The organism is Cognaticolwellia mytili (assembly GCF_002104475.1).
GTDB lineage: Bacteria > Pseudomonadota > Gammaproteobacteria > Enterobacterales > Alteromonadaceae > Cognaticolwellia > Cognaticolwellia mytili.
Window position 1 is genome coordinate 625,636 of sequence record NZ_NBOF01000001.1, and the last position, 21,267, is coordinate 646,902.

Sequence of the window (21,267 nt, forward strand, 5' to 3'; positions counted from 1 at the left end):
AAGCTAGTCTTCCTTATCATTTGGCAGGTGTTTGTAGCCTGTGATCATGGCTGAGACTAAAGCTGACTTTTCTCTTCTTTCCGCTACAATGACACCTAAAATGTGCAATGGGATCAGAAAAAATAGTCCATAAAATGCATAAACATGAGCCGTAATAAATGGTTTTCTGATCTCTCGCATTGCTTTATAGGCTGCTTCATCAACATTAATTTTCGAATAAGGCTTAATAACATCAATGTTTTGCTTATCTATGGCAATGCTTTGTGAAAAGTAGTTGCCAAAAGGAGGGTAATAAATGTCGGTACCGGCAATCACCAAACCTGAAATCATTTGAATAGACATTAGCGATAATAATGCTAAAACCATCAGTTTACCTACGGGGTTATGTCCTTTATAGGTCGATTTTTTGTGTTGTTTAAAATCAGCTAACGCTTTTAAGAACCCCTTACCGAAAGGTAATACTTTGCTCCAACGCTCATGTGTATTTCCTATGAAGCCAATAATCAATCTAAAGAGTAAATTGATTGCAAATACATAGCCGACAATTACGTGTATTGTCTTTAAAAGAATCTTCCCATCAGTACTAACACCAAATAACTTTCCATTTAAAATGACTAACCCTATAAAGATGAGTAATGTTATAGCGATTACATTGACCCAATGAAATAGGCGTATATTACGACTCCAGACAAAAACTTGCTTACGTTCAATGCTCATATCAATAATCTCTTTTATCGTAAATTATATTAAAAGTGTCCACTGTCTACTACTGGAGTTAACCAATATCTTAGCTTTGCATATTGGCAAATGGGCTTAAGACTCGTTTTAAGGCTATTAACTTCATGCGAAGCGATAAGCACTTCAAATTGATAAAATGTTCTATATCCTTCAACCTGCTCTGATATGTCGTATAAGCTGTGCTCTTTGCTGTAGCCATTCATCTTTGTTAAGTTAAAACCAGTGATGTTTGGCAAGCTAATCAACTTATCAACTATTTCATCTTTCAGGCTTGTTGGTACATTCAAGGTGAAAAGTAGTTCTTCAGTCATTTTTTTTCTCCAACCAACAGTAAAATATAGGCAACAGATATAGCGTAGTAATCGTTGACGTTATTAAGCCACCGATGACAACAATGGCTAACGGTTTCTGAATTTCAGCACCAGGGCCTGTTGCAAAAGCTAAAGGTAGTAATCCAAACATGGCGGTTGTGGCGGTCATCAAAACAGGTCTTAACCGTCGATTTGCCCCATCAATAACACGTTTGATTAAGTTGCTTGAGGATAACTTAGTTTGTTCAAAGTAACTTATCATGACGATGCCGTTTAACACTGCAACACCGAGTAAAGCGATAAAGCCAACTGAAGCGGGTACTGATAAATATTCTTTACTAAGATACAAAGCAATAATTCCGCCCATCAAAGCAAAGGGAATATTTGCAATAATTAGTGCTGATTTAGCCGTTGAATTAAAGGTAGTGAATAAAATAATAAAGATTAATAAAAGGGCGATGGGAATGAGTATTAATAAATTTCTTGTCGCTCTTTGCTGGCTTTCAAATTCACCACCAAAAGATAAAGTGTAACCCGGTGGTAGCTTAATAGTCGCGTTGATTTTAGCGTTTAATTCCTCTACGAAGCTAACGACATCACGATTAATAACATTAGCACTTACTGAGGCAAATCGATTACCTTTCTCTCTTTCAATGAGCAGAGGACCTGTTTTAAAAGTAATTTCAGCAATTTGCTCAAGTGGCAATAACGTATTATCAGGCATAAGAATAAGTTTTTTCTTTAATGCGCTAATAGAAGATATTTCACCGTAATTTGATGCGTTACTTTTTGCACCATTAAAAACAATGGGGATAGAACGGTTACCTTCAAGTAAAGAAGAGGTTTGTAGTCCTTCAAGTTGTGATGTTAAGTAGCGGCTTAGTTGCTGAGTTGATAAACCAAATTGACTGGCAATTTCTGAAATGAGTTTTATGTTTACATACTTGCCACCTTCAATGATTGCCATTTGTACGTCAGAAGCTCCTTGAGTTTTATTGGCTAACGTGGCAATTTTTTCAACTAAAGCAGCAAGGGTCGAAATGTTATTGCCAAAAACTTTAATAGAAACATCGCCAGTGCTACCGGTTAACATTTCAGACACTCTCATTTGGATTGGTTGGGTGAAACCTACATTCATTCCTGGAAATTTAACGAGTGTTTTACGAATATCTTCAATCAGCTCTTGTTTAGTGTCGAAACGCCATTCACTTTTGGCTGCAAGCTCCATAAATACATCTGTTTCATTTAACCCCATAGGATCAAGGCCAAGTTCATCAGAGCCTGTACGGGCAACAATTTGTACTATTTCAGGAATATTTTTCAGTAGCGTCGTTTCAACTTGTTCATCAATATTCACAGATGAAGCTAATGAGATACTGGGTGATTTCTCAAGTTGAACAATAATGTCACCTTCATCAAGTACTGGCATAAAACTCTTGCCGAGACTTTGGAAAAGTATAAGACTAATAATTAAGACACTAAATGATAATGAAACTAAAATTCCAGGCTTATTAGTCGCTTTAGATAATGTGCTTGCATAGAAGTTTTGTAAAATCACAACAAGTTTAGGTGGTTTAATCGCTTCATTTTTTAATAACAAAGAGGCGAGTATTGGAATAATAGTCAGTGACAAAATCAATGCACTTAGCATCGCAAAAACAATCGTAAGTGCGACAGGAGTGAATAGTTTTCCTTCCAAACCTGAAAGCATCAATAGAGGCGAAAATACTATTATTATTATTATCGTGCCAGAAAATACAGGCATTGCCACTTCTTTACATGCTCTGAAAATGACATGTAACCTAGGCAAGTGTTGATTACTGGCTAGTCTGTTTACGATATTTTCGACAATAACCACGGAAGAATCTACCAACATACCTATAGCAATTACGAGCCCTCCAAGACTCATTAAATTTGCAGATAAATTGAACTGCTTCATTAGAATAAATGTCATTAGTGCCGCCATTGGTAGTGACAGAGAAACTACTAAAGAAGAGCGAATATCTCCAAGAAAAATAGCCAATAAAACGATAACTAGAATAACAGCTTGGCCTAATGCGCTTGTTATTGTGCTAATCGCGGTATCAATTAAGTTTGACCTATCATAAAAAACGTTAATTTTAGTGCCTTGAGGTAATGACGCTTCTATCACTTTAAGTTTGTTTTTTACTTCAGTAATAACCTGTGCGGTATTGCTATTTTTTAGCGCTATTATTAACCCTTGTGTTGCTTCCTTGCCATCTTTAGTGACGGCACCATACCTTGTTAGGCTACCTATCTGAATTTTTGCAATATCATGAAGTCGTAATACCTTATTATCAACGCTCTTTATCACCGTGTTTTTAATCGCATCGATGTTGGCAAATTTACCTTCTGTTCTCAGGATTAATGTATCGTTTCCTTTCACGATACGTCCAATTCCCCCATTTTGATTGGTGCCCGTAATGACAGACTCAATCTCCTCAAAAGATATGTCGTATTGTTGCATTAATAAAATATCAGGTACTATTTCATAGGTTTTTACGAAACCACCTAGGCTATTTACGTCAGCGACGCCCGGTACTGTTCTGAGCAAAGGGCGAATTTGCCAATCAAGTAATTCTCTTTTTTCTGTCAGTGATAATGTAGGGTGGTCGATGGTGAACATAAACACTTCACTTAATGGCGTACTCATCGGAGCCATACCGCCAGTTATATTTGCAGGAAGTGTGGGGAGAATATTAACTAATCGCTCATTTACTTGTTGTCTTGCCCAGTAAATATCAGTTCCATCTTTAAAGTCGATGGTGATATCTGTAATAGAGTACTTTGTTGTGGAACGAAGCATTTCTTGAGCGGGTATACCCAGTAATTCAGTCTCAATAATACGCGTCACTTGAGATTCTATTTCTAAAGCATTCATGCCGGGTAGTTTAAGCACTATTTTAACTTGAGTAGGTGATATTTCAGGAAAGGCATCAACAGGTATTTCCAACCATGACTTAACACCAATGAACATCGCTAGCGCAGTAAAAATACTGACAAATAAGCGTTGTGTAAGGGAAAACTTAATGAGGAGGTTTAACATTTACTCAGCTCCTAAACTAAGCAAACTTCCCTGAAGAATGCTGACAGAGCTGATCAGTGCTTGTTTGGCATCAATATTCTCTACTGTAGTAAAAATATACCCTTCTTCACTTGTCCCAATAAGGTTGATTGGAACTAATGAAAGGGCTGCGTTAACTTTGATCGCAATATAATTTTTGTTTTCAAATTCAAAAATGGCTGACTTGGCAATTGTATAGCCATCAATACTTTGAATTGGAGTAACTTTTATGGATTGGCCTAAGGTTAATTTACAGTTTGTTGTTGTCGGCTCTGTCCATAACCTTTGATGGAATTTATCTGCAATTCTTTCAATATATTTCACACTGAGTGTGCACGTAGGGCTAATTTCAAGATGGGATAAATTAGATGATAATAACAGTGGGGAAGTCACTTTAACTTTAATGTCCTCGGGGCTTAATACATCAAAGGCAAGCCCACCAGATAATTTACTGGTCATTAATTTTGGTATCTGTATTATTCCGTTTTTAGGACTGATAAGACTAATCTGTTCATTTTTATCAATATGCAAAAAAGACATTAGATGCCGAAGGTGTTCAAAATTTAGTTTGGCTTCATAGTAGCTTTTTGTTATTTCTATCCATTGTGAGCTTTTAAGGGTTTTATTTTCAAAATACTGCTTATTCGTTTGAAAGTGCTTTTTTTGGATAGCTAGCAGAGTTTTTGATGATTCATAATTATCGATGAAGTGATGCACATCATAACCTTCAACCAATGCAATTTTATCCCCTTGATTGACTAAGCTACCATTCGTTACTAAATAACTAACTTGTTGTACATCAAATGGAAATGTTACAGAAAAATTTTTGCCTGGCATGTAAGCAACTTCACCTATCAAGATTTGACCTTTCATTAAAGCAACTTTTTTTACTGCTGAAAACTTAGTTTCAAAAGAACCCAATGACGAAAGCTCAACCATTTTCACATCACTGGCAGCATTTACTTGATAAATTTGAGTTAGGATAACCACTAAAAAATAAAATAGTGTATATTTACGGTTAATGATTATGGATGTTTTTTTTAAAATATTTAGCATCATATGATTGAGTCATTGCAAAATGGTTTTATGCTTTAATGATTACTTTTAAATGCAGTTAAATCATTGGACATAAGCCAGCTTTATTTACTTTTATGACTATTTTTATACTATGGTACATATGTCTATTGTTATTTTATGTGATTGAAAAATGAGGTTTTAATGAGAGACAAGTTAATAGCAATAGTTTTGCTCGTTATAATGTGTTTAAATTTTTTCGATGTCCTTACTGATATCTCTTTAGGTGTTCCGGTCTGGCATATTTTCTCTGAAAGTTTGATTGTTTTAGTCTCAGGTGTTGGTGCATTATTTTTAATTAGAGATATCAGTGCACGAACATCTGATATCTCAAGATTAAAACAAGAGTTACTCGTTTCAGATGATAAATTTAGAAATATTTCTGACGAAATGAAAAGTGCTCGCCACGCATATAGCGAAGTTATTCACGAACAATTTAAAAAATGGTCGCTTACACCAAGTGAACGAGAAGTCGCGATGTTACTGTTAAAAGGGCTAAGTTTTAAAGAAATAAGTGGCGTAAGAAATACCAAAGAAAAAACGGTTAGGCAGCAAGCGTCTGTTATTTATAGTAAGGCCAATGTTGAAGGAAGGCATGAATTCGCTGCATGGTTTCTAGAAGACTTTATGTAAGTTATTTGTTTTGAATAGTGCCGTAAGCACCATAATATTAATTCTCGTTATTCATCTCTTATTTATTAAACAGTAAAAGAATGTATCGCGTTGATAAAGACGATACATTCTTTAAAAAAACAGAAGTCATTAATTATAAATTACCAAATTTACCATTAGTATTTTTCCATTCTTCTTTAGGGATAATGGTTTCCATTACATCCCAATGTTCAACGATTTTTCCATTTTTAAGACGGAATAAATCATAGAATGAGGTTGGTTTATCGGCGAAAGCACCCTCGCTTATACTTAAAACAAAGTTACCTTCGCCTAGTACTTTATGGTTGGCGGTATAAATCATTTTTATTCCATCTTTTGCCATCGCTTCTAATGCTTGACCTAAGCCTGATAATCCGTCAGCGATCATAGTATTGTGCTGATGATAATTATCGCCATCAAAATATGAGGTTAATTTATCAAATTGACCTTTCACTAAAATAGTGTCTACAAAATCTGCTACTAGCGCTTTGTTTTCTATTGTTTTATCTAAATCCTGAACTGCCGTTGGGCCATCAATCTGAGTACGTCCACTAGGGTTTGGTGTAGTTGATTTTTCATCAAGATTATCCCAATGCTCTACAATTAAACCATCTTTGAATTTGAATAAATCAAAACCAATTTTAGGGCCGAAAAAATTGTAATCTGTGTGGGTGAAAACATAATCACCATCACTAAATGATCGAATGACATTCACCTTAGCACTGTTTTTAGGTAAGGCTTGTAAAACGGCACCAAACCCCGCTAGACCATCACCTACCGCTAAGTTATGTTGCGTGTACTTTGCTGGATTAATATAACCAACGACGGCTTGGTCACCCGTTTCTATACTGTTAAGCAAGGCAACTGCTTTTTCTTTATTTGATAAGTTCATACTTTTCTCCGAATTAATTGTCGTTGAGTTGCAAGCCGTTATTGTTAATAACCCGGCTAACATAGTAGTTAAAAGGCTTTTTTTCATAACTTTCCCCTTAGAAATTTGATGAAGGTATTATGAATCCATGTCTAATAAGTATTCAGGTGAATCAAAGCGAGAAAATGGTAAATATCTAACCTTTACTATATTTTTTGAATTGTGAAGGGGTCATCAGTGCATTTTTTTTGAAGTATTTCACGAAATTAGTGACTTCATCGAAACCTAAGTTATCAGCAAGTTGCTGAATACGAATACCTTCAATAGTCAGCTTCCGTTTAGCTTCTAAAATGGTGTGAGCATCAATTAACTGCTTTGTTGTTTGATTACTCGCTAGCTTGCATATTTGGTTAAGCGATTTATAAGTCATATTAAGCATCTCCGCATATTTTTTTGCATCACGTGTCATGGTGTAATTTTTTTCTAGTAATCTTATAAATTGATTAAATTTTTTAGCACGAGATGCGCTGATACACTGCTTATAAGATTGTGGTCGTGCGTTCGTAAGCTTAGTCAGTACAGCAGAAAATAAAAAATGTAAAAAACTGAGATTAGGCGCTATCAATTGGTACTCTTTTTCAATTTCAGCTAACAATACATCGCAAGTTTCTTTCATGTTATGTGTCAGGGTAAAAGTAGGGCTATAAGAGGCGAGTAAATAGTTAGAGGTAAATGAAGTTGTTTTCATTGTTGATAAAATAGTATCAAGAAGTTCATCAGTAAAAATAATCACCTTTCCTTGTGGCTTATTTACCAAATCAAAAGCATGTATTTGACTTTTATTAATGAATACTACACTCCCTGCTTGAATACTATATGTGTTAAAATCAATAAAATGTTCACCAACCCCTTGTGTTATATACAACAAATTATTAAATTGTATTTGGTGGGGTTTTGCCAGAAAACTTATTTTTTCACTATCTGAACGTTCATATATTTCCGATAATTCAATTATTTCTATGCCAATATCTTTGTGATGTTTAGGGCTAAATTTAATTTTTGGTATTTTCATGAATAAATTTATAAACTTGTCTGAATAACTCATTATTAAAATAATAAGTTATTTTTGTATAGTAAAATTAACTTTTACTGAGGTGACTGTAAATTAACTGAGTTGAATGTACATTGCACCAATGAATATTCTATTTCATTTGAATTACATTAATCGGACACTCACTCTAAATCCTTTATTGTAAATAATCACTTTAGACATCTAAAAGTCTATTGACCTTACTAATTAAATGGGTTTTAATAACAGCGCAGTAAATTAGAACTTTTACTCAATAATTATATCGGCTTGGTAGTAACGGCAGATAAAAGCTATTGAATAAATATACTATTTTACTCACCAGAAGAGGTGCAATTGCCAGGTAGGTAACTTGAGGATCCACATCCGTCAACGGTTACTAATGGGGACAATTGCCGAGAATGTTGATATGGGTGGCATATCACATTCGGTCGCTAGGGCTGAATCCTTAGGGCTGTCACCGCTAGAAAGCAAAGAGCTTTTTAGATTTGGGTGGAGAGCTTCTGGCTGAAAAGTATCGCCTGAATAATCACCTTTCTCAGCTGTTATTCACTCTACGCTCAGTCATGCTCTTCCTGTTTTTTATTAGCTTAATTTACTCAGCTTATTTTAATTAAATAGACGGTCAGTAAGCTATTAGGGAGAATTTTTATGTTAGTATCTCATCAAGTAAATCGTTGTGACTCAATTGCTGTCGCAGCATCATCTGTATACAACGACCAAGTCAGTTTTGCACAGACATTATTTCAATCTCAAGATCATGGAGAACTTGCATGTCAGTAGTGGTTAATCAAGCAAGCGCGAATGAAATTACCGTCGCAAAATTTGGCGGCACCAGTGTTGCCGACTTTCAAGCAATGCTTCGCTGTGCAGAAATCATTAAAAAAGACAGTCGTAACCGTTTGGTTGTGGTATCTGCTAGCGCGGGTGTAACCAATCATTTAGTTAGGCTCAGTCAAGAAAATGTTCCAGAGCAAGAACGTGAAGATATTATCGCAGATATTGGCAGAATTCAGTTTGCTATTACGCACCATTTGGCTTGTCATCAAGTGCTCGATACTGAAATAAATAAGCTTTTAAAAGCTTTAGCGCATTGTGCACAGCAACAAGCGGGTCAACATTGCTTACAAAATAGTGATGAAATACTCAGTTTTGGTGAGCAAATGAGCTCGCGTATTTTTGCGCAAGTGCTACAAAGTGTTGGCGCTAATGGTCATTACTTTGATGCTCGCCAAGTGATGAAAACTGATGACTTATACGGTAAAGCACAGGTTGATTTAGCACAGTTATCAGCGAATGCCCAAGCACTGCTTTTACCACAACTGGCTAATAAAGTGATTGTAACGCAAGGCTTTATTGGTAGTGATGAACAAGGAAATACCACGACGTTAGGTCGAGGCGGCTCAGATTATAGTGCAGCATTGTTAGCTGAAGCTATTCAAGCCAGTAATTTAAGTATTTGGACTGATGTTGTTGGTATTTTTACGACCGATCCTCGTATTACTGACCAAGCGCGTTCAATTAATGAAATTAGTTTTGGTGAAGCAGCTGAAATGGCGACTTTTGGCGCTAAAATATTGCATCCTGCCACGCTTATACCGGCGATGCGTCAAGATATTCCGGTGTTTGTTGGTTCGAGTAAAGAGCCTGATGCCGGCGGTACTCGCATTCAGCGCCAAGTAGATTCTAACCCAACGTATCGCTCAATAGCCTTACGTCGTGAGCAAACACTCGTTACCGTGAAAAGCCCTGAAATGTTACATGCCAGTGGTTTTCTAGCGAAAGTATTTACCGTATTAGCTAAACACCAATTAAGTGTTGATTTGATCACCACCAGTGAAATTAGTGTAGCCTTAACCTTTGATAATCCGTTAGGTTCAACGCAAGCATTATTAACAAAAGCGGTTGTGGAAGAGTTAGAACAGCTGTGTGAGGTGAGTGTTGAGCATGGTCTGAGTTTAATTGCGGTGATCGGTAATAAAATTCATGGCACGAAAGGGGTTGGCAGCAGTATTTTTGATAAGGTTAATGATTTCAATATTCGTATGATTTGCCACGGCGCAAGTGAACATAATTTGTGTTTTCTTGTTCCTGAAGAAGACGCCAACCAAGTGGTAGAACGTTTACACGAGACCTTATTTAGTCATTAAAACGTTTGAGTTATTTATTACCATTATAAAAACACAAAAGGGACATTGATTGTCCCTTTTTTATGTACAGGATGTACGGTATAGCGCGAGTGCATGGATGCACAGGAGCGTGTATGTACAGGATGTACGGTATAGCGCGAGTGCATGGATGCACAGGAGCGTGTATGTACAGGATGTACGGTATAATGCGCTCACATGGAAGTTAAGAGCATATATGGTCAATATTTCTATATATTGCGCTATTAGTTATGCTTCGTAAGCTAAAGGATCTGTCGTATTATTATCAGCAAATGCTTCTAAGCGCTCTTGGCAAGCACCACATTTTCCACACGCTTTTTCACGACCGTTATAACAAGTCCATGTATCATCGTAACGTAAACCCATTTCTAAACCGTCAGTTAAAATATCAGTTTTAGTTACGCTTAGGTACGGGCTAAATATTTCTACCGCTTCATAATTAGCAATTTTACACACGTCATTCATTTTCATAACGAACTCAGGACGACAATCAGGGTAAATAGCATGGTCGCCAGAGTGCGCGCCGTAATACACTTGTGAAGCGTTAACTGAAACAGCATAACCAACCGCAAGTGATAGTAAAATCATATTACGATTTGGCACAACGGTCGATTTCATGCTTTCAGCTTCGTAATGACCTTCTGGTATTTCAATATCATCTGTTAAAGAAGAACCAGCAAGTAATTGGTTAATAGCCGAAATATCAATAACTTTATGAGCAACGCCAAGTTGTGTACACACTTTGCTGGCACAGGCTATTTCTTTCACATGTTTCTGGCCATAATCAAAAGTTAAGGCATAAACTTCTTTACCGTCTTTTAGGGCGCGATTAAGCACAGTGAAGGAATCCATGCCGCCGGAAAAAATTACCACAACTTTATTACTCATATTTATCTATCTCTTGGGGTATAATGAAATCTTGCGCATTCTACTCGAAATTATCTAAGCATTAAAGTAATGACCACACGTTATAAAATAAATGAATTGTTTGAAACCCTACAAGGTGAGGGCTCTTTTACTGGCCAACCTTCGATTTTTCTTCGCTTACAAGGTTGCCCCGTTGGCTGCTCATGGTGTGATACCAAGCATACTTGGGAAATTCACCCTGAACTTGAAATTAACAGTCAGCAGTTAGTCGATAAGTCTGAAGAAACTGAGCAATGGTCAAATTTATCACTTGACGATATTGCTAATGTATTCGCACAGCAAGGCTTTAAAGCTAAGCACATTGTTATTACGGGTGGTGAGCCTTGTATGGTTGACTTAACCGAGTTGTGTAAATACTTTGAAGCGAAAGGCTATAGTTGCCAGGTCGAAACTTCTGGCACCTTTGAAATTCGTGTCTCTGATGATTGTTGGGTGACAGTTTCACCAAAAGTTAATATGCGCGGCGGTTACGATATTTTAGCCAGTGCAATGGAACGTGCTAATGAAATTAAGCATCCTGTTGGTACCGAGCAACATATTGACGACCTTAAAGCCTTATTAACAAGATTTAAGGTAGAAAATAAACAAGTATACTTGCAACCAATAAGTCAAAAACAGCGAGCGACAGAACTTGCCATTGCCACTTGTATTGAAAACAACTGGCGTTTGTCGGTGCAGGTGCATAAATATATTGGTATTGAATAGTTCTATAACGCGTAGTTTAATCAAGGAAGTGGTTTAGTGCGGTTATGTAGATAAACTTGTTAGTGGTTAGTGCTGATATTTTTGCCTCAATTCTTACCCATCGCTGAGTAAGAATTGAAACACAACTATTTCATTTATATTTTTAATTAATTTAACCCTTTTAGTGTATTTAAAGAACTACTTATAACCACCAAAAGAGCCCGCTGGACCAGGAAAGACCACAGGGCTTTCAAAACCATCTTTAGCCACGCTGCTAACACCAAAGAAATAGTTATCAATAACAATATTCTTTAATTCAAATTCAGTGACATCACCAACGTATTGACTGTGTGTCCATGTTGGCTCAGTGGTTAGTCGCCAATGCACTCGATAACCCGCCAAGTTTTTTGCCATGCTGCCAGCAGGGCGTTGCCATTTTAGTGTCGTTGATGCTTTAACAGCACCTGAAATTTCAGTTTGTGCTGGTGGTGGTGGCGCCCAAGCCATCGCGGCCATAGTAACGGCATTTAATGAGGTTAATTTAGCCGTAAAGTCAAAGTCGACACCAGAAAGCACATCGCCATACTCTCGGCCGTTTTCGGTGCGAATATCTTGATGTTGGCGATCATAGTGCTCATTGGTTTCCATAATGCGTACTGCAGGATATCCAACGGCATTAAATGGACGGTGATGACCACCTCGTCCAAATCTATCTAACCTGTATACCATCATAACGTCTAAATTAGGTATGTATTGATCGGCTATTTGATCAATATAGCGAGCAACGTTTCGTGAAGGGGAGTCAACTTCACCACCGGTAAATCTACGTTTTCTAGCTTCTTCTGATGTTTCAACATAGCGAACACCTTCAGAGAATACTCTTGCCGTTGTATTGTTGATAACGCCGTTAATCCCTGAAATATTACCAATCATGTCATTGTTGATAACGGCTTCAACTCGCCAACCTTCTTTTTTGGCAATACCTGCCATTATTTTTCCGCCAAATAGCCCTTGTTCTTCACCCGATAATGCGGCATAAACCACTGTTCCTGCAAATTTATGCTGTGACAATACTCGTGCAGCTTCAATGACTCCACCAACGCCCGAGGCATTATCGTTAGCGCCTGGAGATGCACTGGTAAAGTTAAGCGGGTCTGTCACTCTCGAATCTATATCGCCAGACATCACGATATAGCGATTTGGATCTAATTGACCGCGTTGAATAGCAATAACATTAACCACTTCAGTCGGCTCTGGAATGCGCTTTTCTTCTGAGAATGTTTGTTTTTGATAGATAACTTCTAAACAACCACCACATTGTGCTGAAATTTTATCGAATTCTGACTTAATCCAACGACGTGCAGCGCCTATACCCTGGGTGGTTGATTTTGTTTCTGACAATGTGTGTCTTGTGCCAAAACCGACTAATGTTGTGACATCGGCTTTAAGTCTTGCTGCGCTGACTTTTTTTTGTATTTCGCGTAATACTAATTGCTCATTTGGTGGCACAACGGTTGTAGAAGCATATACAGGTAGAGAAGTGGCAAGTACGCAAACCACACCAAGTATCTTTCGGGGAAATGAATGAAGTGATTTATTATTTGGTTTATCAAAAGGGTTAAACATAATGCCAGCCTAATATTGATTGTTATTATAATTCAACTAAAAGATTATCATATTTAGTTATGCTGGCGAGTCCGTCTATCCTATTAATATTTCAGTTCAACTCACTTTTGAATTTATAAAAAACAAAAGCTATGTGATGAAATTTTATTTTCTCAGTGACAAGGTCATTATTACACTTACATTGAAATGTATTGCGCGGTGTCAAAATATTTATAGCAGCATTCGCCGGGTTTTGACTAACAGCATGTTTTACTTTGGTGATAATTCCTGAATAAAAGTCACTGCTACTCTATCCACATAAAAACAGCATAAAATAGGCTTGGAGGAATAAAGAAATTTCGATGGAATTTACTAACACTTATCATGGTCAGCAAAACACCTAGTGGTAATAACACGATCATTTTTATTGAAAAATTTAGCCATAAGTACATGGCTAAACAAGAGATTAATGCAATCAGCATTCCGGGTAGAATATCTAAACAATAACGCACACGAAATTGATTTAATAAACTAGCTAAATAATATGCGTAATCTTGATAAAACTCTTCATTATCAAATTGATAAGACCCTATCAATATTGCTAAAACCCAGCAAAATAATATTTGTATATATCCGTTAGCTGTCTGGCCCATTTTATACTGCACGTATGCGGTTAGGCCAATAAGCAGTCCACAAAAGAATATTCGGATCAGAATATTTTCAGGTACTTTCATTATCGCAATCCAACGAATTTGCCAGTAATACTTAACTTTCCAAGATACGTTCGAAAGGAAAGACAAAGGCTCATAATAAATTTCTATCAACAATAACAGTATTATTGAGCTATTGAGGGCCACCGCGCTCACTGTATATGCTTTGAACGCGAACAAAAGTACGAACGGCGTCAACAATAAGCTTAACCAAGGTAAGGTGTTATTTTTAAGGCTGAGCCAAGCAATAAGCAATACTGACAAAGCAAAAAGTGGGAAATGTAATTGGCTGCCGAAAGTAACCCAGTCAGGAATAAAGGATAATAAGAATATTGGCGCTAATAAGGGTAAGTTACCGGCAATGAGCGTCAACAATATGGTATTCGCATGTTTTAACTTCGGCGATATCGGTAAGCTCGCTAAATAGTATCGGTGCTTCAAACCTAAAATAGCGCTTTTTTGTATGCGAATTAAAAAATAAAGCAGCAGGAAATAACTCCATTGATAGATAATTCGTTGCTCAAATGAGGTGTTTAGATCCGCAATAACACTCAATGATATTAAGGCCGTTAATATGGCTGCTGAAATAGCCAAGTACAATATTGATAATAAAAATGCCAGCAACTGTCCAACAGAAGGCAACATTTGTTTTAACTCATGATAATAAATCTGTCCTCTTAGTAGCAGATATTTAGTCATAAAGTGATACTACTCGCTTGATTTAATTCCAAGAGTGCTACTTGCTGGTAATTTGAGTTTTCGGTAAATACTTTTTCATGACTTATAACGATCACTTGTCCTTGATAGTCGTCGAGGTAATCAAGTATCCATGCTCGGCTATTTTTATCTAGTCCAGTAGTTGGTTCATCAAGCAGTAAGCATTTTGGCTGATGCGCTAAGGCTAGAAGCAGCGATATTTTTTTCAAACTACCTAACGATAAAGCGGAAACTTGAGTCGTTAAGTGGGCAGTAAACTCTAAGTGGTTAATGATGTTACTAGGGAAGGAGCAGTTGTGTTGTGAACAATGAAAATCCAGCAACTGTTGCGCTGTTAAAAAGTCGGGTAGTACTAGCTTGTCTGATGAAATACCTAACTGTCGCTTAGTAGTGGTTAAATTGACAGGTTCACCATTAAAAGTAACTTGTCCTGCACTTATTGCCTCTAATCCAGCAGCCAGCATTAACATGGTCGTTTTGCCACAGCCGTTAGGACCAACAATACAATATCTTTTAGCATCAAAATTGCAGGTCAGGTTATGAAGTACTACATTCTTTTGATAAAACTTTGAAACAGATTTGAATCTAAGCAAAAAACTTCCTAAAGCTAAAAGTGACAAGCGCACTATGCAAAATAAAGCCACTATCTGCAATGTTTAAATATGTAAAGGAGAGGGAGTGTAATTATACTCTATGGTTGTAGGTTAACTTTATTTATCAGTGGTTTGATTGTTACATGGTTTAATATTTATTTTATTAGCTATGGTTGTTCGAAGGCAAAATTTACAGATTAATCATAATAATGAAATGTTTTGTTGGTAAAAAATGAGATGTTTAGCGCCAAAATAGCTCTAGTGAATACACCTATTTATTGACAAATAGGTGTATTCAAGTCAGAAGTTAACTGTTAAAAATAATTAAGGTAACTGACAAACCTCTTGCTCTTTTTTGTTGTAATAATCAGCCGTTAAGCCCAGTAGCTGCGGTACCGTTGCCGAAATAGCAATGGATGAAAACGTACCCACTAAAATTCCACAAAATAGCGCGATAGCAAAGCCCGTTAATGATTCCCCTGCAAAAAAGTAAATGGCTAATATTGTCGCAAGCGTCGTGCCTGAGGTGATTAATGTTCGCACTATGGTGGCTTTTATCGCTAAATTAATAATGTTTTCTATATTTTTTTCATGATTTCTTTTCATGATTTCTCGTATTTTGTCACCGACAATAATGGAGTCATTTAATGAATAACCAATAATGGCGAGTAGGCTCGCTAGAATAGTTAAATCAAATGAAATGCCGAACCAAGCAAATAGCCCAAGTACAATAATAACGTCATGAAAAAGAGCAATGACTGAGCCCGCAGCCAAGCGCCATTCAAACCTAAACGATAGATAGAACAGTATCACGATCACCGCGGTTAATAATGCCAAGCCACCTTGGTTAATTAGCTCTTCACCTACCTGACTACCGATATAAATAGCATCTTGTGGTGTAATGGTTAAGCCACTTTGTTGGGAAAACTCTGCTAACCATGCTTTTCCTTTTAAGCTGGTATCATTATCAACTTGTTGTACGCTCCAATGTGTACCATTTTCAGCGGAAGACAACCCAAAGGTATCAGGTAAATATGAGGTTAATAGCGCAGTCATTTTCTTTTGGCTAAGCGATTCTTGTGTCGAGAATTCTGTCAGGTAACCACCGGTAAAGTCTAAACCAAGGTTAAGTCCGTGACTAAAGAGTCCGAATAATGAAAATAGCACAAGCACTGCAGCAAAATAGAAGCTAATCATGCGAAACTTACTTAATGCTTGGCTTTGATTTAATAGGAAATTGTTCATAGGTTAACTCCAAGTAGCTGTGACTTGTTTTCTCGAATAGATAAATTGGTCAGTGCTTTTGAAACAAAAACACCGGTAAACATACTGGTTAAAATGCCCAAGCATAAAATGATGGCAAAGCCTTTTACTGGACCATAGCCGATGGAATAGAGAATAATACCGGTGATCATGGTGGTGATATTGGCATCTAAAATAGTTGAAAATGCACTTTTATAACCCAATTCAATGGCAGAAATTACTTTGCGACCACGTTTTAATTCTTCTTTTATCCGCTCGAAAATAAGTACGTTGGTATCAACCGCCATACCTACTGTTAGCACTAAGCCCGCAATGCCGGGAAGTGTCAGTACAGCGCCAGGTAATAATGACATTAAGCCAAGTAAACTGACCAAATTTAATGCCAAGGCAATGTTAGCGATAACACCTAACGCTCGATACCAAAAAACCATAAATAACAAAGTAAAAGTAATACCTATGGTTAATGCTTTAATGCCGTTGTCTATATTATCAACACCAAGTGTTGCTTCAATACTGCGTTGTTTTACAATGGTTACAGGAGCCGTTAATGAACCTGCACGTAACAATAACGCTAGCTCTTGTGCATCTTGAAGGCTCGACATATTGGTAATGCTAAATTGTGAGCCTAAGTGTTGTTGAATAGTGGCAACATTAATCACCTTACTCTTCTTCACCATTTCATCTTGAGTATTACGATAAAATTCAGAGAATACGGTAACCATGGGCTTACCGACATTTTTCTTGGAAAAAAGCGACATCTTTTTACCGCCAACAGCATCCAACGTTAGATTAACTAACGGCATACCCATTTCATCTTGACCTGAGCGAGCGTTTTTAATATTGGCACCAGAAAATATCACCTGACTATTCATTTTGAGTTTACGACCATTTTTGTCACTCATTTGTAAAATACCTGCGGCTCTAGCATTCTCTGCCAATTGATAAAAGTCTAATGAGGCGGTAGCGCCAATAATCTTTTTTGCTTCTTCAGGATCATGCACACCAGGTAATTCAATACGAATTCTATTTTTACCTTGTTTTTGAGTAACCGCTTCCGTGATGCCTAATTCTTCGATGCGGCCGCGCATGGTTTTAAGCGTTTGTTTCATGATTTCTTGGCGAAACTTAGTTTGTTCCTGTGAGCTAAAACTCAAAACAATTTTATTTTCAGCCAATTTTTTTTCAGTAAGTTCAGGGTAGTTGCTATTAATTTTTGTTAATAACTGTTCATTAGCCGCTTGTTTAGCAGAAGAAAAATCAATGATGATTGAATGGTTGTTGGGCTGTGATACTTTGCCTAGTCGAATTCTGTTTTCTATTGCGATAGATTTAATATCTAAAGCGATGCCTTTTAACCTGTCGGATAATGCACGTTCAGTATCAACATCGAGTACAAATAACACACCACCACTAAGATCTAAGCCTAATTTTATCGGCTTGCCGTTTAATGACGTTAACCATGCTGGTGAATCATTTCTTATTGAACTTTCAACGGTATAATCATCACCATAGTTTTTTGTTAACAGTTTTTCTATAGCATGTTGATCGGTTTTATTTTTCAAGGTAATGGTTGTGCCACTCGTTGATGTTTTAATTCCCTCAACAGTAATATTTTTGTTGGCGAGCAAAGCATTAATATCTTGGGGAGCTATTGCTTCGCTTTGAGCGTTGTTGTTGACAAGGCGGATATTCATCTTGTCGGTATATAAGTTTGGTAAGGCGCTTACAAGCATAAATAGCAAGATGAAAATAATGACAATGTTTTGCCATTTCACATTTTTTTCTTGGGTAGTTGTACGTGAATTCATTATAAAATCTCTACATAAAGACTTGTCGTAAATTGCTTTTTTAATGTGAAAATCCATTGAAAAAGCCAATTAAAAAATAGCAAATACGACAAGTAACCAATGGATTAATATTGGTATTGAAAAAGGTAAATAGTTGATTTTTACAGTCCAAAAGCTAAAACGTTATTGTTTTATTGAACTGCTTTTAATGAATTAACTGTGGTATGTAGTGCTAGATGAATATAAAAAGTTGCCGTCTTTCCAGCCAGAAAGTCGAGATGAATTATTTTTATGGCTTAATTGTTCAAACCAAGGCGTTATTAACGGTGGATTGATTAAGTTTTTATACAAGCCAGCGGTAAGCTTAACTTTAAAAAACTCGACGACTAAGACATAGTTTGGTGTGGTTTGTATTTCTGCATTGAATAAAGCCGGGCTGATCCGATTTAGCCTTTGAAGATTAAATAAATCTTTTGGCTCTACGTCATCAAAAATTGAAGTTGTTTGCTGCTCAATTTGAGAATTTTTAGTATGAGTTGAATATCCATCATTAAAAGCATCGGGGATCGGCAAAGCGCTAGCTGTGTGAGCTACTACTAAAACAAATAACATTACTGCTAATTGACGCCACATAAGAACAAACACTTCTTTAAGATACCCAATGATATAGGGGGCTTTGTCTATATTTCAACAGCTTTACTTATTTTAGTATAAATTAAGTGAGTAAATACCAAACTGAGACTTCGAAATTACGGTGACTGAGTGGCTACTTAATTAACGGTAAGCTGATTTTCACGTCAACCCCTTGTTTTAGCGTATTGTTAATAGCTTTTATCGAGCCATGATGAAACTGACAAATTAAACGAGCAATATATAATCCTAAGCCCAAATGCGGCTGCTCATTGTTATGTTTTTGCCTAATCGACACCATAGAATCAAAAAGTTGCTCACTCATTTGCTCAGGTAATAACTCACCATTGTTTTTAATTGTAATGCAGCATTCTTGTGTAGTAGAGCTAAATTCCAGCTGAACTTTTTGATCATCACAAAATTCAACCGCGTTGGCGATGACTTTATCAAGTAGTTGTGCGATATGCTCAGGTGAACCGATAAGTTGATACTTTCCTTCTGGAATATCAGTGCAAGTAAAGTCAATGTCCTTATAAATCAACTGATAGCCTTGCATACAACCATTGATAACTTCACCGATATCAAATTGGCTTTTGTCTGTATTTTGCAGGATTTGCTCAATTCTGGTGGCTTCGTTCATATTGGTTAGAATAAGGCTGAGTCGTTCAACACCGCGCTGTGCTCGCGTTAAGTAAGGATTTTCTTCTGATAACGCCGTTGTATCGTGACTTTCATTATTACTGAGACTTTGATGCTGCATTGCCAAGGTTTCTAATGAGGTACGCACCACAGCAATCGGAGTTCGTAATTCATGGGAAAGTCTTGAAGACATATTCTCTAGATAATGATTGTATTGACCGAGACGATTTACTGCTGTAGCAAAGCTTCGTGATAAATCACCAATTTCATCATTAGTGGTTGATGTATCAACATTACCACTAATGCGGCCATGTTCGTCAATGGCCATCTCAGCTTGATTGCTCAAGGTTCTAATACGATTAGATATGCGTGAAGCAAAAAGGAAAAATGCTAAAGCGCCTAAGAGCATAATGCTGAGTATCGAACTAAATAGTTTCTCAAGTGCTTGATTTCTTAAAGTGCGTATACCGTTTGTGGTTTCTTCAACGATCACCACACCTTTAACGCTTTCATCAATAAAAATAGGGTAAGCGGCAGATAACACAACGGCTTGTTGATCGGTTGATAAACGCCATTGCGACATTGGCTCGCCACTTAATGCACTTTCAATATGTTTGCCGGTTAAGTTTTCAGAATCATACAATTGGTCAATAAAGTTACGTGGTGGTTGAGTCAGTATTTTTTCGTAGAACGGTTTTAGCCAATTTCTTTCAATGCTATACCAAGTACGCATCAAAGCATTTAAGATAAAGTTATCTGATGAAGCATCACTTTCGTTGTTATTAACACGCTTATTCCACACGCCGCTGGCTTGCTTAATGTCCCCCGTTTTTGCTAATACTCTGTGGTGTTGGTCAACCACCCAAATACTGGAGTTGGTATAACTCATGCCTTTAACAATACGTTCAATTTCAGGCGAGGGTACCAAAATTGTCCCTAAGGTTTCTGCTGAGCTCGGATCTGCTGAGCCTAATGACGCAATAACATTACCTAAAGGGCGGTCAACATCATGTACAGCAAAAGCGATATGGTCGTTAAATTCGGTTAATGGAATACGGATTTCGACATTGTAGCCTTGACTAGTATCACGCCAATGACCTTGAATTTGTGTTGCTGGCACAGGAATGTCGCTTTGAACATCAGTAATACGGTAGGCATCTATCCAACCTGTGGTCTTATTGCTGATGATAAATCGACTAAAAACTCCGTCGGGATTGATAAAAGCCAATTCTAAGTGATCGTTATTAACTATGCTACGTGCGTTACTATTACGGTAAATGACTTCGTTGTCTATTATCGAAAAGTATAAGTAGAGGTATTTACCGTAAGTACCTACCGCTGCAGTAAAGTTTATTGATAATTGCTCAGGCGGTAATTGGGTATATAGTTGATTATTTTGCTGATAAAAATGTGCTTTGTTAGCAAAGTCTGGCCAGTCATTATTTAAACCGTCAAGTTGTATGGGGGCTGAAAGGCCATAGCTGTACAAATCTTTGCCTTTTTCGACACTGGGTAGAAAACTTGCTTGATTATTAAATAAATTCGCCCGTTCATGCATGGCGGTGGCAAGTGCTCTCGCAGTGCCTATAATGGTTTGCTCTTGGCCGTAGCGCAGGTATTTTTCCATTTCCCAAACATATTGGTAGCCAAACCACGGGATGGTAAATAGAAATCCTGATAAGAGAAGTAATTTACTTCTTAAGCCAAAGCGCCATTTCATCGTTATT

Annotated in this window: 18 protein-coding genes and 1 riboswitch; of the genes, 4 read left to right on the forward strand and 14 right to left on the reverse strand. The window is 37.0% G+C overall.

Going from position 1 to position 21,267, the window contains the following annotated elements; genetic code table 11:
* Window positions 1-3 precede the first annotated feature (3 nt).
* From B7C41_RS02665 to B7C41_RS20115, 4 genes are read right to left on the reverse strand one after another with little or no spacing between them, the layout of a single operon-like run.
* Window positions 4-717 (reverse strand): cytochrome b/b6 domain-containing protein, encoded by a 714-nt coding sequence (locus B7C41_RS02665; RefSeq protein WP_085297201.1) that lies wholly within the window; start codon window positions 715-717, stop codon window positions 4-6.
* A 29-nt stretch (window positions 718-746) separates the two neighbouring features.
* On the reverse strand, window positions 747-1,049 hold the full coding sequence (locus tag B7C41_RS02670) for a DUF3240 family protein (RefSeq protein WP_085297202.1): 303 nt from the start codon (window positions 1,047-1,049) through the stop codon (window positions 747-749).
* Window positions 1,042-4,116, reverse strand: coding sequence for an efflux RND transporter permease subunit (locus B7C41_RS02675; RefSeq protein WP_085297203.1), 3,075 nt, complete (start codon window positions 4,114-4,116; stop codon window positions 1,042-1,044). Before B7C41_RS02675 ends, B7C41_RS02670 begins: the two co-directional genes overlap by 8 nt.
* Complete coding sequence (locus B7C41_RS20115) at window positions 4,117-5,193, reverse strand: hypothetical protein (protein WP_085297204.1); 1,077 nt, start codon at window positions 5,191-5,193, stop codon at window positions 4,117-4,119.
* A gap of 159 nt (window positions 5,194-5,352) precedes the next feature.
* Here B7C41_RS20115 and B7C41_RS02685 point away from each other — a divergent pair, with 159 nt between their 5' ends.
* A complete protein-coding gene (locus B7C41_RS02685; protein ID WP_085297205.1) occupies window positions 5,353-5,841 on the forward strand; it encodes a helix-turn-helix transcriptional regulator in 489 nt (162 codons plus the stop codon).
* A 133-nt stretch (window positions 5,842-5,974) separates the two neighbouring features.
* Here B7C41_RS02685 and B7C41_RS02690 read toward each other — a convergent pair whose 3' ends face one another.
* On the reverse strand, window positions 5,975-6,838 hold the full coding sequence (locus tag B7C41_RS02690) for a nuclear transport factor 2 family protein (protein ID WP_085297206.1): 864 nt from the start codon (window positions 6,836-6,838) through the stop codon (window positions 5,975-5,977).
* A gap of 88 nt (window positions 6,839-6,926) precedes the next feature.
* On the reverse strand, window positions 6,927-7,802 hold the full coding sequence (locus tag B7C41_RS02695) for a helix-turn-helix domain-containing protein (RefSeq protein WP_085297207.1): 876 nt from the start codon (window positions 7,800-7,802) through the stop codon (window positions 6,927-6,929).
* 332 nt (window positions 7,803-8,134) lie between these two features.
* Window positions 8,135-8,328, forward strand: a riboswitch (Lysine riboswitch).
* A gap of 140 nt (window positions 8,329-8,468) precedes the next feature.
* Here B7C41_RS02695 and B7C41_RS20490 point away from each other — a divergent pair.
* Complete coding sequence (locus B7C41_RS20490) at window positions 8,469-8,600, forward strand: hypothetical protein (RefSeq protein ID WP_268875390.1); 132 nt, start codon at window positions 8,469-8,471, stop codon at window positions 8,598-8,600.
* Window positions 8,591-9,967 carry a lysine-sensitive aspartokinase 3 gene (gene lysC / locus B7C41_RS02700; RefSeq protein WP_085297208.1) on the forward strand — a complete coding sequence of 459 codons (1,377 nt, stop codon included), beginning with the start codon at window positions 8,591-8,593 and terminating at the stop codon, window positions 9,965-9,967. Before B7C41_RS20490 ends, lysC begins: the two co-directional genes overlap by 10 nt.
* 246 nt (window positions 9,968-10,213) lie before the next feature.
* On the opposite strand, the gene queC is transcribed toward lysC, so the two are convergent.
* The gene (queC, locus tag B7C41_RS02705) at window positions 10,214-10,873 is read right to left on the reverse strand and encodes a 7-cyano-7-deazaguanine synthase QueC (protein WP_085297209.1); all 660 of its coding nucleotides are present in this window, start codon (window positions 10,871-10,873) and stop codon (window positions 10,214-10,216) included.
* A 69-nt stretch (window positions 10,874-10,942) separates the two neighbouring features.
* Between queC and queE the strand changes: the two genes are divergently transcribed.
* Window positions 10,943-11,617 (forward strand): 7-carboxy-7-deazaguanine synthase QueE, encoded by a 675-nt coding sequence (gene queE, locus B7C41_RS02710; RefSeq protein ID WP_085297210.1) that lies wholly within the window; start codon window positions 10,943-10,945, stop codon window positions 11,615-11,617.
* 177 nt (window positions 11,618-11,794) lie between these two features.
* On the opposite strand, the gene B7C41_RS02715 is transcribed toward queE, so the two are convergent.
* The 7 genes from B7C41_RS02715 to pdsS form a co-directional block, all read right to left on the reverse strand.
* Window positions 11,795-13,222, reverse strand: coding sequence for a M28 family peptidase (locus tag B7C41_RS02715; protein ID WP_085297211.1), 1,428 nt, complete (start codon window positions 13,220-13,222; stop codon window positions 11,795-11,797).
* 284 nt (window positions 13,223-13,506) lie between these two features.
* Window positions 13,507-14,610 (reverse strand): DUF6136 family protein, encoded by a 1,104-nt coding sequence (locus B7C41_RS02720; protein WP_085297212.1) that lies wholly within the window; start codon window positions 14,608-14,610, stop codon window positions 13,507-13,509.
* The gene (locus tag B7C41_RS02725) at window positions 14,607-15,221 is read right to left on the reverse strand and encodes an ATP-binding cassette domain-containing protein (protein ID WP_158089073.1); all 615 of its coding nucleotides are present in this window, start codon (window positions 15,219-15,221) and stop codon (window positions 14,607-14,609) included. Before B7C41_RS02725 ends, B7C41_RS02720 begins: the two co-directional genes overlap by 4 nt.
* A 324-nt stretch (window positions 15,222-15,545) precedes the next feature.
* Complete coding sequence (secF, locus tag B7C41_RS02730; protein WP_085297214.1) at window positions 15,546-16,466, reverse strand: protein translocase subunit SecF; 921 nt, start codon at window positions 16,464-16,466, stop codon at window positions 15,546-15,548.
* The gene (gene secD / locus B7C41_RS02735; protein WP_085297688.1) at window positions 16,463-18,292 is read right to left on the reverse strand and encodes a protein translocase subunit SecD; all 1,830 of its coding nucleotides are present in this window, start codon (window positions 18,290-18,292) and stop codon (window positions 16,463-16,465) included. The genes secF and secD overlap by 4 nt, the downstream gene beginning before the upstream one ends.
* Window positions 18,293-18,484: 192 nt before the next feature.
* Complete coding sequence (locus B7C41_RS02740; RefSeq protein ID WP_085297215.1) at window positions 18,485-18,904, reverse strand: hypothetical protein; 420 nt, start codon at window positions 18,902-18,904, stop codon at window positions 18,485-18,487.
* A 133-nt stretch (window positions 18,905-19,037) separates the two neighbouring features.
* A complete protein-coding gene (gene pdsS / locus B7C41_RS02745) occupies window positions 19,038-21,260 on the reverse strand; it encodes a proteobacterial dedicated sortase system histidine kinase (protein WP_085297216.1) in 2,223 nt (740 codons plus the stop codon).
* Window positions 21,261-21,267: the final 7 nt, after the last annotated feature.

Coding starts and splice junctions, on each gene's coding strand:
- B7C41_RS02695 (WP_085297207.1), bottom strand. CDS start 7,802: ATGAAAATACCAAAAATTAAATTTAGCCCTAAACATCACAAAGATATT.
- B7C41_RS02675 (WP_085297203.1), bottom strand. CDS start 4,116: ATGTTAAACCTCCTCATTAAGTTTTCCCTTACACAACGCTTATTTGTC.
- B7C41_RS20115 (WP_085297204.1), bottom strand. CDS start 5,193: ATGATGCTAAATATTTTAAAAAAAACATCCATAATCATTAACCGTAAA.
- B7C41_RS02715 (WP_085297211.1), bottom strand. CDS start 13,222: ATGTTTAACCCTTTTGATAAACCAAATAATAAATCACTTCATTCATTT.
- B7C41_RS02690 (WP_085297206.1), bottom strand. CDS start 6,838: ATGAAAAAAAGCCTTTTAACTACTATGTTAGCCGGGTTATTAACAATA.
- B7C41_RS02685 (WP_085297205.1), top strand. CDS start 5,353: ATGAGAGACAAGTTAATAGCAATAGTTTTGCTCGTTATAATGTGTTTA.
- lysC (WP_085297208.1), top strand. CDS start 8,591: ATGTCAGTAGTGGTTAATCAAGCAAGCGCGAATGAAATTACCGTCGCA.
- secF (WP_085297214.1), bottom strand. CDS start 16,466: ATGAACAATTTCCTATTAAATCAAAGCCAAGCATTAAGTAAGTTTCGC.
- B7C41_RS02670 (WP_085297202.1), bottom strand. CDS start 1,049: ATGACTGAAGAACTACTTTTCACCTTGAATGTACCAACAAGCCTGAAA.
- secD (WP_085297688.1), bottom strand. CDS start 18,292: ATGAATTCACGTACAACTACCCAAGAAAAAAATGTGAAATGGCAAAAC.
- queE (WP_085297210.1), top strand. CDS start 10,943: ATGACCACACGTTATAAAATAAATGAATTGTTTGAAACCCTACAAGGT.
- B7C41_RS20490 (WP_268875390.1), top strand. CDS start 8,469: ATGTTAGTATCTCATCAAGTAAATCGTTGTGACTCAATTGCTGTCGCA.
- B7C41_RS02740 (WP_085297215.1), bottom strand. CDS start 18,904: ATGTGGCGTCAATTAGCAGTAATGTTATTTGTTTTAGTAGTAGCTCAC.
- B7C41_RS02720 (WP_085297212.1), bottom strand. CDS start 14,610: ATGACTAAATATCTGCTACTAAGAGGACAGATTTATTATCATGAGTTA.
- pdsS (WP_085297216.1), bottom strand. CDS start 21,260: ATGAAATGGCGCTTTGGCTTAAGAAGTAAATTACTTCTCTTATCAGGA.
- queC (WP_085297209.1), bottom strand. CDS start 10,873: ATGAGTAATAAAGTTGTGGTAATTTTTTCCGGCGGCATGGATTCCTTC.
- B7C41_RS02665 (WP_085297201.1), bottom strand. CDS start 717: ATGAGCATTGAACGTAAGCAAGTTTTTGTCTGGAGTCGTAATATACGC.